The organism is Oceanicella sp. (genome assembly GCF_056449545.1).
The window spans coordinates 1-13,185 of record NZ_JBWOMN010000103.1 but is presented as its reverse complement, the minus strand read 5'-3'; the positions used below and the strand labels follow the sequence as shown (position 1 = coordinate 13,185).

Annotated in this window: 10 protein-coding genes; 4 read left to right on the top strand and 6 right to left on the bottom strand. The window is 71.0% G+C overall.

The window, feature by feature from the left end; translation table 11 throughout:
• Nucleotides 1–159: 159 nt before the first annotated feature.
• A complete protein-coding gene (locus AC1HC7_RS13825; RefSeq protein ID WP_479495148.1) occupies nt 160–936 on the bottom strand; it encodes a DUF2092 domain-containing protein in 777 nt (258 codons plus the stop codon).
• Nucleotides 937–1,175: 239 nt separating this feature from the next.
• Here AC1HC7_RS13825 and AC1HC7_RS13820 point away from each other — a divergent pair, with 239 nt between their 5' ends.
• The 3 genes from AC1HC7_RS13820 to AC1HC7_RS13810 all read left to right on the top strand — a co-directional run bounded on the left by AC1HC7_RS13820 (nt 1,176) and on the right by AC1HC7_RS13810 (nt 4,751).
• Entirely contained in the window at nt 1,176–2,288 is a 1,113-nt protein-coding gene (locus AC1HC7_RS13820; RefSeq protein ID WP_479495149.1) for an AI-2E family transporter, read from the top strand.
• 85 nt (nt 2,289–2,373) lie between these two features.
• On the top strand, nt 2,374–3,555 hold the full coding sequence (locus AC1HC7_RS13815) for a trans-sulfuration enzyme family protein (RefSeq protein WP_479495150.1): 1,182 nt from the start codon (nt 2,374–2,376) through the stop codon (nt 3,553–3,555).
• A 26-nt stretch (nt 3,556–3,581) separates the two neighbouring features.
• Complete coding sequence (locus AC1HC7_RS13810) at nt 3,582–4,751, top strand: MFS transporter (RefSeq protein ID WP_479495151.1); 1,170 nt, start codon at nt 3,582–3,584, stop codon at nt 4,749–4,751.
• A 28-nt stretch (nt 4,752–4,779) separates the two neighbouring features.
• On the opposite strand, the gene AC1HC7_RS13805 is transcribed toward AC1HC7_RS13810, so the two are convergent.
• The 5 genes from AC1HC7_RS13805 to AC1HC7_RS13785 all read right to left on the bottom strand — a co-directional run bounded on the left by AC1HC7_RS13805 (nt 4,780) and on the right by AC1HC7_RS13785 (nt 11,646).
• Nucleotides 4,780–6,669: an acyl-CoA synthetase gene (locus tag AC1HC7_RS13805; protein WP_479495152.1), complete on the bottom strand. Its 1,890-nt coding sequence runs from the start codon at nt 6,667–6,669 to the stop codon at nt 4,780–4,782.
• A gap of 22 nt (nt 6,670–6,691) precedes the next feature.
• The gene (locus tag AC1HC7_RS13800) at nt 6,692–8,656 is read right to left on the bottom strand and encodes a TRAP transporter permease (RefSeq protein ID WP_479495153.1); all 1,965 of its coding nucleotides are present in this window, start codon (nt 8,654–8,656) and stop codon (nt 6,692–6,694) included.
• Nucleotides 8,657–8,890: 234 nt separating this feature from the next.
• Nucleotides 8,891–10,027 (bottom strand): TAXI family TRAP transporter solute-binding subunit, encoded by a 1,137-nt coding sequence (locus AC1HC7_RS13795; protein ID WP_479495154.1) that lies wholly within the window; start codon nt 10,025–10,027, stop codon nt 8,891–8,893.
• A gap of 291 nt (nt 10,028–10,318) precedes the next feature.
• On the bottom strand, nt 10,319–11,170 hold the full coding sequence (locus AC1HC7_RS13790; RefSeq protein WP_479499130.1) for a hypothetical protein: 852 nt from the start codon (nt 11,168–11,170) through the stop codon (nt 10,319–10,321).
• Nucleotides 11,167–11,646 (bottom strand): hypothetical protein, encoded by a 480-nt coding sequence (locus AC1HC7_RS13785; RefSeq protein ID WP_479495156.1) that lies wholly within the window; start codon nt 11,644–11,646, stop codon nt 11,167–11,169. The genes AC1HC7_RS13790 and AC1HC7_RS13785 overlap by 4 nt, the downstream gene beginning before the upstream one ends.
• Nucleotides 11,647–12,057: 411 nt before the next feature.
• On the opposite strand from AC1HC7_RS13785, the gene AC1HC7_RS13780 reads away from it, so the two are divergent.
• The gene (locus AC1HC7_RS13780; protein WP_479495157.1) at nt 12,058–13,143 is read left to right on the top strand and encodes a TRAP transporter substrate-binding protein; all 1,086 of its coding nucleotides are present in this window, start codon (nt 12,058–12,060) and stop codon (nt 13,141–13,143) included.
• Nucleotides 13,144–13,185: the final 42 nt, after the last annotated feature.

Below are 13,185 nucleotides of genomic sequence, written 5' to 3'. Positions count from 1 at the left end.
GCGCCCGCCGCCGCCGCGATAGCCGCCGCCGCGCCCGCCGCGCTTGGCGTCGGCGGCGCTCAGTTCCGGATCCAGCCGGATCAGGCTTTCGGGCGAGGTCCCGACGACCACGGCGATGACGAGAAATCCGATCAACAGTCTTTTCATGTCATCCGCCCTTCACTGCGTTGCCGAAACGGGCGGCGCCCCGAGGCCCGCCGCCGTCTGCGGCCAGGCCATGCGGATGTCGCCGTCGCCGGGCGCGAAGGCGAACCGGTCCGGCGGGATCTCGGGCGCGAAATCCCAGGCGAGGAAGCGGGCGCGGTATTGCGGCCAGCCCTGCGCATAGGGATTCGTGCCGATCAGCAGCAGCGGCGTCGGGGCCTGCGCGTCGGTCGACACCCAGATCTGCCAGTCCTGATCCTCGGTGGCGAAGGCGAGGTGATGCGCCGGGCGCCCGTCCACCCGCACGATGCCGAGATAGGCCGCGGCCTCGACGCCGTCGAGCAGGTCCTCGGGCGATTTGGCGCTCAGCATTTCCCAGATCGGGATGGCCAGGCCGTAGACCTCGCCAAGCCGGTCGACCATGGCCTCGAAACTGCCCGCGAAGGGGGCGGAGGCGTAGGCGCCGGCATCGTCGATGGCGATGGTGACCTGCGCGCCGTCGAAGAAGTATTCGCGCGTGGCGCGCCCGTCCTCGGCATAGGCGTAAAACCCCTCGCCGCGCGCCAGCAGGTTGCGGCCGCTGCGCAGATGGGTGATCTTTTCGCGGCCCCGGATCACCTCGTCGTATTCCACCGACCAGTCCAGCGCGATGCGCGGCTGCCCGGCGATGAAGCCGGCGGCGGCGGTGACGATCTCGACCGCCCTCGGGTCGATTTCGGGGGCCTGCGCGGCCGCCGACCATGGCGCAAGCGCCGCGATCAGCAGGCCGGCGGCGCAGGTGAAGGCTTTCATTCGCGTGACCTCGCTCGACGGCGGCCGGCTTGCCGGCGGCCCTCCGGGTTCGGGCAATGGCCCCCGGGTTCGGACATGACGCCGGGATTCGCCGCCCGGTTGCAGAACCCGGATGCTATCGACTGGCGCCGGGCCTTGCAATGTCCGCCTGCCGCGCCGCCTTTCCAACGCCCGTGAATGCTTGCTACCCTGCGCGGCGGGCCGCCATGCGCCCCATCGTCAGCCGAAAGGACCGCCACGTGACCGCCGACGCATCGAAGACGCCAGAAAACGCCGTGCTGGAGACCCTTGTCATCGACACGGCCATCCGCCTGACATTCCTGGCGCTGCTGGCCTATTGGGCCGGGCTGCTGATCGCCCCCTTCGTGGTGCTGACGGTCTGGGCGGTGATCCTCGCGGTCGCGGTCTACCCGGTCCACGCCTGGCTGAGCGCGCGGCTGGGCGGGCGCGGCGGCCTTGCATCGCTGCTGATCACGCTGGCCGGGCTGGGGCTGATTCTCGGGCCGGCGGTGGCGCTGTCGGCGAGCCTGATCGACACCGCGCAGACCTTCGCCGCCGGGCTCAGGAGCGGGACCCTCGTCGCGCCGCCGCCGCCGGAATCGGTGCGTGACTGGCCGCTGATCGGCGCACGGGTCTTTGCGGTGTGGAGCGAGGCGTCGAGCAACCTGTCGGCGCTGCTGCGTGACAACGCGGCGCTGATCCTCAGGCAAACCGGCGCGCTGGCGGGGTCGGTGGCGGGGTCGGTGGCCGGACTCGGAAGCGGCATCCTCGGATTCGCGGCGTCGATCGTCATCGCAGGGTTCATCTACGGGCGCGGCCCGGCCATGGCGCTGGCCGCGGGCCACGCCGCCGAGCGCATCGCCGGGGCCCGCGGGCGCGCATTCGTGCAGCTGGCCGGGGCCACCATCCGCAACGTGTCGCGCGGCGTGATCGGCATCTCGCTGCTGCAGGCGGCGCTGGCGGGGATCGGGCTGATGGTCGCGGGCGTGCCGGGCGCCGGGATGATCGCCATGGCGGCGCTGATCCTGGGCATCATCCAGGTGGGGCCGGGGATCGCGCTGTTCCCGGTGATCATCTGGGCCTGGAGCGCCATGGACACGACGGCCGCGCTGCTGTTCACGCTCTACATGGTTCCGGTCACCCTGTGCGACAACGTGCTGAAGCCCATCGTCATGGCCAAGGGGCTGAGCACGCCGATGCTGGTGATCCTCATCGGCGTCATCGGCGGCACGCTGGCGCATGGGTTGATCGGGCTGTTTCTGGGGCCGATCGTGCTGTCGGTGTTTTACGAATTGCTGGTCGCCTGGGTCATGGGGCGCGGGGATGACCCCGACGGGCCGACGCCGTCGTGACCGCCATTGCGCCGCGACCGGACCCGGTCAGGGGCCCGATCAGGGGTCCGATCAGGGGTCTGGGCGCATCAACAGGGGATCCCGCATGACGCGATCGCATCGCTCCGTCACCCGGCGCGGCGCGGCGCCGGAGTCGATCTCCCGCCCGCTGGTCACGCCGCTCAACCCCTCGGTGGTCTACCGCACCGGGTCCGCGGACGATCTCGACGCGATGTACGAGGGGCGCGCGCCGGGCTTTGCCTATTCGCGCGAGGGCCACCCCAACGCCGCGGTGCTGGCGGACAAGATCGACTGGATGGAGGGCGCGCGCGACGGCGTCGTCACCGGCTCGGGCATGGCGGCGGTCTCGGCGCTGGTTCTGGGGCTGCTGAAGGCCGGCGATCACGTGCTCGGCGGCGATCAGCTTTACGGGCGTTCGCTCAGGATGCTGAACCAGGATCTGCCGCGCCTGGGGATCGCGACCTCGCTCGCCGATCCGACCGACGCCGCCGCGATCGAGGCGGCGATCCGCCCCGAGACCCGGCTGATGCTGGTCGAGGTGGTGTCCAACCCCACCCTGCGCGTCGCCGACATGCCGGCGATCGCCGCCATTGCGCGCGCGCGCGGCGTGCTGCTGGCGGTGGACAACACCTTCACGACGCCGCGCGCCTACCGGCCGTTCGAGCACGGCGCGGATTTCGTCATTCACTCGGTGACCAAGCTGCTGGCCGGGCATTCCGACGCCATGCTGGGCTATGTGGCGGCGCGCGACCCGGCGCATGCGCGCGCCATACGCGACGCGGCCATGACCTGGGGGCTGACGCCGAGCCCGTTCGATTGCTGGCTGGCGGAACGGGGGCTGCATACCTTCGACCTGCGATTCGAGCGCGCGCAGGCCAACGCCGCCGAACTCGCCGATCATCTGGCCGGGCTGGCGGGGGTCGCGGCGGTGATCTATCCGGGCCGCGCCGATCACCCGGACCACAACCGCGCCGGGGCGCTGCTGGGCGACAATTGCGCCAACATGCTGAGCTTCCGGCTGAAGGGCGGGCGGGCGCAGGCCAACGCGCTGATCGCCGCCGCCGATCACATCGCGTTCGCGCCGACCTTGGGGGATGTGGGAACCACGCTGTCGCATCCGGCGTCGTCGTCGCATCGCGGGCTGAGCGCGGCGGCGCGCGCGGCGCTGGGCGTCACCGAGGGGTTCTTCCGGGTCTCGGTCGGGGTCGAGGACATCGCCTTGCTGAAGCGCGAGTTTCAGGTCGCGATCGCCGCCGCCGCGCCGTGAGCGACCCGTCGCAAGGTCGCGGGGCGATGAAAACCCGCGCCGTCCTGCTGCTGATCCTCGCGGAAATCGCGGTGCTGAGCCTGTGGTTCGTGTCCGCCGCGGTGGTCGCGGACATGGCGCGCGAGGCGCCGATCCCGGGTTTTGCGCGCGCGGCGCTGTCGGCGGCGGTGCAGGCGGGGTTCGTGGTCGGGGCGCTCGGCGCGGCGGTCATGGGGCTCGCCGACCGGTTCGAACCGCGCCGGGTGTTCGCGATCAGCGCCCTGCTGGCGGCGCTGGCCAATCTGGCGCTGCTATGGGCGCCGCTGGGCGGGAGCGCCGCCCTGGCGCTGCGTTTCGTCACCGGGGCCTGTCTGGCAGGGGTCTATCCCGTGGGCATGAAGATCGCCGTGGGCTGGGGGGTGCGCGACCGGGGCTTGCTGGTGGGGCTGCTGGTGGGCGGGCTGACGCTGGGTTCCGCCGCGCCGCATCTGCTGGCCTGGCTGGGCGGCGCGCAATGGCGGGCGACGGTGATCGCCGCCTCGGGGCTGGCGGCGCTGGGCGGGGCCTTGGTCATGTTTTCGGCCACCGGCCCGCATCACGCCCGCGCCGCGGCGTTCGATCCGCGCGTGGTGACGCTGGCCTGGCGCGACCGGCGGATCCGCGCCGCCTATGGCGGCTATCTCGGCCATATGTGGGAACTTTACGCGATGTGGAGCTGGATCGGCGCCGCCGTCGGGGTTTCCTACGCCGCGCGGATGCCGGGCGAGGCGGCGGAGAGCGCGGCGCGGCTCACCGCCTTCGCCGCCATCGGAATCGGCGCGCTGGTCTGCGGCGCGGCGGGCTGGATCGCGGATCGCATCGGCAAGGCGGAGCTGACCATCTGGGCCATGGCGATCAGCGGCGCCTCGGCATTGGCGGCGGGGGCGGCGTTTGGCGGGCCGGTCTGGCTGGTGGCGGCGATCGCGCTGGTCTGGGGCGCGTCGGTGATCCCGGACAGCGCGCAGTTCTCGGCGCTGATCGCCGATTACGCCCCGGCGGAGGCGGCGGGCAGCCTGATGACGTTCCAGACGGCGCTCGGTTTCGCGCTGACCACGGTGACGGTGCAGGTGACGCCAATGGCGGCGGCGGCGTTCGGCTGGCCGCTGGTGCTGGCCTCGCTGGCGCTGGGCCCGGCGTTCGGGATCTGGTGCATGACGCCGCTGCGGCGCCGGTCGTGAGGCCGCCAATGGCGGATCGGGATCCGCCCTACGGCACGTCGCCACCGGGCGCGAGCCCGGTTCTTGTCGGCAGGGCGTCGAGGAACGCGGCGAGGTCGCCCCGCAGCGGCTGACCGGCGTGCAGGGCGACCATGTTGTCGCCCGACACCGTGAAGCCCGGGGGGGCGACGCCCCGCGCCGCGGCGATCCCGGCCAGCGCGTCGCGGATCACCCGTTCCAGCGCCAGGCGGCGCAGTTCGGGCTTGAAGATCTTTCCGACGTTGGTCACCGGCATTTCGGGCAGGATCGCCAGCCAGCGGGGCCGCGCGGGGGGCTCGTCCACGGCGTCGCGCAGCCAGTCGAGCAGCGCGGCCTCGGTGATGTCGGCGCCGGGTTCCAGGGTCGCGAAGGCCACCGGGACTTCGCCGGCATAGGCGTCCGGCGCGCCCACGGCGGCGGCGATCTGCACTTTCGGGTGGGCGGTCAGGGGCTCCTCGATGCTGCGCGGGTCGATATTGTGGCCCGAGCGGATGATCAGGTCCTTGGCGCGCCCGGTGAGGTGCAGCATGCCCAGATCGTCGACCCGGCCCACGTCGCCGGTGATCAGCCAGCCCTCGGGGTCGAAAACCCCGGCATTGGCGGCCTCGTCGAGATAGCCTGGGAAGACGTTGGGGGATTTGAACAGGATCATGCCGGGCTCGCCCGGCGCGACCTCGTGGCGCGTGGCGCGGCCTTCGGCGTCGATGCGGGCGATGCGCAGGCGGGCATGGGGCAGCGGCAGGCCGACGCAGCCCGCGGGGGCGCGCACGCCGGGCGGGCGGATGGTGGAGATCCCGTGCATCTCGGTCATGCCGAGGCTTTCATGCACATGCAGCCCGGTGATGCGTTCAAAGCGTTCGGCCAGTTCCCGGGGCAGCGGCGCGGCGCCGGTGCGGCAGTAGCGGATCGAGGATATGTCGGCCCCGTCCAGCGGCACGTTGGCAAGCGCGGCCAGCACCGTGGGCACCGCCGACAGGGTGGCGGCGCGGTGGCGTTCCACCAGCCGCCAGTAATTGCGCATCACCTCGCGGTTGCGCAGCAGCGTGGTGGTGGGGATCACCATCTCCACCCCGGCAGACAGCGAGGCCAGCGAGCCGGGCAGCACCCCGGCGACATGGAACAGCGGATAGCCGTTGATGGCCACGTCGCCGGGCTTCGCGCCCTGCATCTGCACCGCGCCCCAGGCCGAAAACACCTGCCCGGCATGGGTGTGGCGCGCCAGTTTCGGCGCGCCGGTGGTGCCGCCGGTGTGAAAATACGCCGCCGTGTCGCTGGGCAGGATGTTGCGCCCGCTGACCAGCCGGTCGCCGGGCTGCGCGGCGATCAGCGCGTGCAGATCGAGAACGCCGGCCGGGGGCGTTTCGGGCGCGCCGCCAAGGGCTTGCGAGGGGCTGACGCGGATCAGCCGGGTGATGGTCTCGACGTCTTGCGCAAGCGCCTCGGCCTTGGTCCAGTAGCCGGCCTCGGCGTCCTCGCCCCAGGCGATCAGCAGCCTGGCGTTTCCCGCGCGCAGCAATTCGGCGAGGCGGTCCTCGCTCAGCAGCGGGTTCAGCGGCTGGGTGATCCCCGCCGCCTCGCCGCCCCAGAGCGCCAGATGCGCCTCCAGACAGCCGGGCAGCAGGAAGGCGACCGCGTCGCCGGGACGGACCCCGAGCGCATGAAAGGCGTTGGCGGCGCGGGTGATGTTGGCCAGCAGCGCGGCGTAGCTCCAGCGGATCGGGGCGTCGTCCGGGTCGCCGCTTCGCAGGAAGGCGAGCGCCGGGGCGTCGCCGAAGGCGCGGGCGCTTTCGACGAAGATATCGTAGGTGGATCGGGCCGGGCAGGCCTCGGCCAGCGGCGTCGCTTCGATGGCGCGCACATCGGCGAGGTCGCGCACCGGGCGCAGGGGGGCGAAGGGCATGTCGGTCTCCGTGACTCTGCGCTCAGGCGGGCTGCGCCGCGCCGCGCCGCCGCGCCGCCATCAGCGCCGGGGCGGCCAGCGCGGCGCCGATGGCGATCAGCGCGCCGTGGGACAGGCCAAGCTCGCCGCCGCCGGGCGCCGCAAGCGCCAGCCCCCCGAGCCCCAGCAGCACCCGCAGCGTCATCGCCGCCGCGCCGGCGCCGAGCCCGCCGACCAGGCTCACATGCCCTTGCAGCGCCGAGGAGATCAGCCATATGCCGATGAGCGCGGCGCTCAGCGTCAGCGCCACCTCCCAGGCCGGGGCCTCGCCCACCAGCGCCGGGTTGAGCACGAAGAAGAACGGCGCCACGTAGATCACCCCGCCAAGGCGCATGGCCTCCAGCCCGGTGCGCATGGGGCCGGCGCCGGCCATGGTGGCGGCGGCGAAGGCCCCCAGCGCCACCGGCGGAGTTATATAGCTCACCATCCCCCAGTAGAGGATGAACAGATGCACGGCGAGCACGTTCAGCCCCGCCTGCACCAGCGCGGGCGCCAGCACCACGGCCAGGAAGATGTAGCAGGCGGTGACCGTCATCCCCATGCCGAAGATGAAGGCGGTGAGCGCGCCCATCAGCAGCAGCGCCAGGATCGAATCCCCGGCCAGGAAGATCAGCTCGTTGACCAGCGTGCCCGCCAGCCCGGTGGCCGAGAACGCCCCGACGATCAGCCCCACCCCCATGAGCACCGCCGTGAGCTCCGCCAAGGCCCGCCCCACGCCGATGATCAGATCGGCGGCGGAGCGCAGGGTGAAGCGGTGGCGGCGCTTGAACTGGTTGATGACCAGCAGCAGCGCGGTGGCGTAGAAGGGCGCCAGCGTGTCCATGCGCAGCGCCACCATCAGGAAGATCAGCACCGCGAACACCGCGAGATAGGGCCAGCCCTCGGCCAGCGCGGCGCGCAGCGAAGGGACCTCATCGCGCTCCAACCCTTTCAGGCCGCGCTTGGCCGCATAGGCGTCGATCTGCACGAACAGGCCGAAATAGAACAGCAGCGAGGGGATCGCGGCGGCGATGGCGATCTCCACATAGGGGCGCGACAGGAACGAGGCCATGACGAAGGCGGTGGCGCCCATGATCGGCGGCATCAGCACGCCGCCGGTCGAGGCGCAGGCCTCGGTCGCCGCCGCGTAGCGGGCCGAGAAGCCGGTGCGCTTCATCGCCGGGATCGACACCGCCCCGGTGGTCAGCACGTTGGAGATCACCGAGCCGGACATGGACCCCATGAAGCCGCTGGCGAAGATCGCCACCTTGGCGGCGCCGCCCCGGTAGCGCCCGACCAGCGCCAGCGCCAGGTCGTTGAAGAACTGCCCGCCGCCGGTCTGCTGAAGCACCGCGCCGAAGACGATGAAGCCGATCACCAGGTTGCCGAAGGCGCGCATGGGGATGCCGAAGGAGCTTTCCGACGAGATCATGTGATAGGCCGCCAGATCCCAGAACGGCGAGGCGTAGCCCGACAGCGGGTCCGGCATCACGTCGGCCACCGTCGGATACAGCGAAAACGCGAACACGATCAGGAACAGCACCAGCCCGCCGGCGCGGCGCGTGGCCTCGAGGATCAGCGCGTAGAACAGAATCGAGGCGTAGCGGGCGGCGTCCGGGGCGGCGTATTCCCAGCCCATTTCGAGACTGGTTTCGGCGGTGGCGGCGAAATAGGCGGCGGTGGCCAGCGCCGCGGCGAACAGCAGCCAGTCGGGCCAGGCCGGGCCTTTGGCCCGATCGAGCGGAAAGACCAGAAAGGCCAGCGCCAGGAACAATCCGCCGAGGATGTACAGATACCGCCCCTCGATCAACACCACCCCGAATAGTTGCAGGTTGAACAGCTGATGGATGCTGAGCGCCACCGCCAGAAGCGTCATGACGGCGACAACGGCGCGCGCCGCGGGGGGCAGCGGCGCGCGGGGCGCGGCCTCGACGATTTCAACCGTCTGGCGGGGGGCGGTCCGGGGCATGGCGAGGTGTCTCGTGCAGGGGGGGCGCGACGCCGGCCGATGGGGCGGCGGGGTGGGGCGGGATGGGGCGGCGGGATGGGGCGGCGGGATGGGGCGAGGGGGGCGGAATTTTCATTGCAGAGCGCCGGCCGGACTGCGTCCGGCGGCGCGGCTGCTGCGAGGGCGGCGGGCGCTTGGCGGCGTCGCGTCGGACGGCGATCGCCCGTGCATCGACGCCGACAGGCGCCGGTCAGGTCAGAACACCACTTCGAAGCCGCCGGCTTTCAGGGCTTCCTTGCGCTTGACGCTCCAGGCGGCCTCCCAATCGGCGGGGGTCTCGGCCTTGAGGGCCTCCCACGCCGCGGCGAGCGCCGCCTGCCGGGCGATCAGCTTGTCGTTATGGGCCTGCGCCGCGTCGGTCCAGGCGCCGACCTCGCGATAGTAGCGGATCGCGCCGTCATGATAGGGGGCCACCCATTCGAAATCCTGCTTCGCCAGCGCCCAGCCGTTGATCCCCGGGGCCTTGTCCTTGTAGCTGTCGAACAGGTCCACCATGGCCTTGGTCATGTTGTAGACCAGCGCCTCGTCCTGGCCGACCATGGTGGCGAGCACCGGGTAGGCGTAGCCCGCCGTGGGCGTGCCGCCCGTGCCGTCGATGGTGGCCCCCACCGTGGCGTTCATGGTGGCGAAGAAGGGCGCGATTTCCGCCATGCGGGCCAGCCCTTCGGCATTGTCCGGGTCGATCGGCGGCCAGACCAGCCCGCGCGGCGAGGCCGCGGCCTCGTAGGCGCGGCCGGAATTGGTCGAGGCGAACACCGCATCGACCTGGCCGTTCACCAGACCCTTCCAGCTGTCGCCAAAGCCGCCGAAGGTGACCTTTTCCACGTCGTCCCAGGTCAGCCCGGCATAGGCCAGAAACGCCGTGACGTTGACGTTGAGCGCCGGGGCGCCTTTCACCCAGGCCACGCGCTTGCCGCGCAGATCGGCGTATGTCTTGACGCCAATGTCGCCCGCGACCCCGACCGCGAGCCCCACCGCGCCGCCGTTGTTGGCGATCAGCACCCGGATCGGCTGCGGGCCCCAGCTTTGCTTGCCGAAGACGAACACGCCCTCCTGCGCCATGAAAGACCCGCCGACCCCGGTGGCGGAAAACTGCACCTTGCCCTGGCGCAGCGGTTCGGTGCGCGCCACGTCGTTCTTGCCGGGCAGCACGCGCAGGTTGGTTCCCGTCGCCTCCTGCAGCGCGGCGCCGATGGCCACCGACTGGTTGTAGCCTGCCGAGCCGGTGCCGTAGGCGGTCCAGGTCAGCTGCTTGGGCAGTTCCAGCGCCGCCGCGGGCGCGGCCAGCGCGGCGGCGATCGCCAGTCCCGCGAACATCCGTTTGACATGCATGCGTCTTCCTCCCGGTCAGATATGATTTGCGAACTGTCGTTTCGCATTTGTCCGCCGATATGAGCATGACGAGGAAATCTGCACAAGTCCGGGGATGCGGCGCGCGTCGCCGCTGGCGTCAAGTGCCGGATACGGGCGGGGGCGGCGCAGCGGATCTTGATCGCGCCCAGCCCATTGCGCCCAGCCCATTGCGCCCAGCCGCCGATCCGGCGCGGCGGCCGATCCGGCCCGCCGCGACCCCGGGGCAGGTGGGCGTTCGCCGGGCGCCGCCGGTTCCGCGCAAGCCGCAGATCAGACGATCTCGATGAATTCGTAGATCTCGTCGCCGGGGGCGGTGACCGATTTCAGGGTGCATTCGTCGCCGATCTTGGGCAGTTCATGGCGCACCAGGCCGTCGCGGCCGGTGACCAGCGCCGCCGGCGCGGCCTTGACGAAGTCCAGATCCACGACGCAGCGCGCCAGGTTCTTGCGTTCGGACATGTCGCGCACCTTGACCTCGATCCAGGTCTTTTCCTGAACCAGGATCACCGCCCGCGCGGTCTTGCCTTCGACCACCGTCACCGGCTTGGCGCGCGCGGAGGTCTTCATGTAGGGGGCGTCGTCGCGCAGGGTGGCCTCGGCGACATGTTCGCCCGCCTGCACGCGGGAAAACAGCGCGTCATTGACGCCGACCGCCTCGTCGCCGCCGCCGAACAGCGCCAGGATGTGCGCCGGGTCCACCAGCGCGCCCTCGCCGCCATCCTCGGTTTCCAGCCGCAGCTCCACCTTGAGCTTGCCGCTGGGCTGCACGCCGGATGTCTCGGTGGCGATGGCGCCGCCGGCCAGCCCGAAATCGCCCGATTCGCTGGTGTAAAGATCGTCGCTGTATTTCGATCCGGCGTAATCGACGTCGTAGCGATAGGCCCCCGGCGTCTGGTCCAGGTATTCGGCGATGCCCATCTTGTCGGTGGATCTGACCCCGCCGCCGGGACCGGTGACGCTGACATTCATGCCCTGAAGCGGCTCGAACGTGTCCAGCCGATAGACGCCGATGAGGATGTCGCCCTTCTTGCGCGGGCAGGTCTGGGTCGCCTTGCCCAGCTTTTCGCGCTTGCGGTCCGCCGAGCGCGATTTCAGCCGCTTGAACAGGTTCTTCGCGCTCATGCCATGCCCTTTCGCGCCGCCAGCGCCAGATCGCGGATTTCGGCCGCCTCCGGGCCGCGTTCCGCCAGCGCCGCCAGCCGGACCTCGGCGAGGCGCAGGCGCACGGCGCCGCTGGCGGTCTCGCGTTCCAGCGCCATCCCCAGATAATCGAAGAACGCCTGCTGCGCGTCGCCGGTGCGCTCCAGCTCCAGCATCAGCGCGGCGAAGGCGGCGAGGTCGCCGGGCTCGTCGATCTCGGCCTGATCGGCGGCGTCGAGGCAGTCGGCGACGAAGCGTTCGAAGCGATCCTGCGGCGGTTCGGCGGCGGCGGCCCGGTCGCCGGTCTCGCCGTCATCCGGGTCGGGTTCGTAGTCGGCGCGCAGCCGCGCGGCCGTTTCGGGGCGCAGGTCTTCGAGCAGCGCGCAGAGCCGACGGCGGAAACGCGCGTCGGCCAGCGCGTCAAGCTCGGCGAGCTGGATCTGCCCGATGGTCATCATGGTTTCGGGCCTCCCTGGCGGCGCGCGGCGCGGCCGGATCGGGCGGCCTGGCCCTCGCCTGGCGGCGATTCGGCGCGGAGTCGTGATGTCGCTCGTGTCATCCCATTGAAATCCCGTTCCCGACAATCCGCTGAACTATGCCTAAATCCGGCGCGCTTTGGTAGCGTCTTGCGAACGAATCCGGGGTCGCTTTCGCGTGATCGCGCGCCAGGGGGCCGAACCCCCGCCCGCGCCGGGGCTGAAACCGGCGCGCGGGCGGGGCAAAGACTCGCTTGACTTTTATGTATGCACATAACAGGTTTCGCCGTGCCTGACCGCCCGCCGCGACGCCCGTCGCGCGTTGGGCGCGGGCCCATGACAACGCGCCGCCATCCGCTGCGGCATGAGCGCGACAGAACCGGGAGAACCAGAATGAACCGCAGAGATTTCCTGACCACCGCCGCCATCGGCGCCGCGGCGACGCCGCTGGCCGCCCCCGCGATCGCGGCCAGCGTGCGCAAATGGAAAATGGTCACCGCATGGCCCAAGAACCTGCCGGGGCCGGGGGTCGCGGCGCAGATGCTGGCCGACCGCATCACCGCGCTGTCGGGCGGCGAGATCGAGGTGAAGCTGTTCGCCGCCGGCGAACTGGTGCCCGGGCGTGGCGTGTTCGACGCGGTGGGGCAGGGCACGGCGGAGCTGTATCACGCGGTCCCCGCCTATTGGGGTTCGAAATCCAAGGGAATCCTGCTGTTCGGCTCGCAGCCTTTCGGGTTGCGCGCCGATGAACAGTTCGGCTGGCTGGCCCATGGCGGCGGGCAGGCGCTGTATGACGAGATGTACGGGCGCTTCAACCTGAAGCCGTTCCTGTGCGGCAATTCCGGGCCGCAATGGGCGGGCTGGTTCCGCGACGAGATCCACACGGTCGATGACCTCAAGGGGCTGCGGTTTCGCACCACGGGACTGGCGTCGGAGATGTGCGCCAAGCTTGGCATGGCGGTGCAGGCCATGGGCGGGCGCGACATGTTCCAGGCGCTGCAGTCGGGGGCGCTGGACGCGGGCGAATTCATCGGGCCGTGGACCGACAGCGCGCTGGGCTTCTACCAGACCGCCAAGAATTATTACTGGCCCGGCGTGGGCGAGCCCTCCTCGGCCGAGGAATGCGGCGTCAACGCCGATGTCTACGGCGAACTGCCCGCCAACCTGAAGCAGGCCGTGGCCATGGCCTGCGAGAGCCTCTACAACCCGGTCTGGACCGAATACACCACCAAGCACGCCATGGCGTTGCGCAAGCTGGTGGCCGAGCAGGGCGTGCAGGTGCGCGAGCTGCCCGCGGAAATCGTGCTGGCCATGGGCAACGCCGCGGGCGAGGTGATGGCCGATCTGCGCGCCGATGACGACGAACTGGTGCGCCGCATCACCGGGAGCTTCCTCGACTACCGGGCGCTTGTGGCGGGCTACATGCCCTATGCCGACAACGGACAGATGAACGCGCGGGCGCTCGATTACGTGTATTGAGCCGCCGCGACGCGAACTGACCGCCGGCGCAGGCGCCCATGG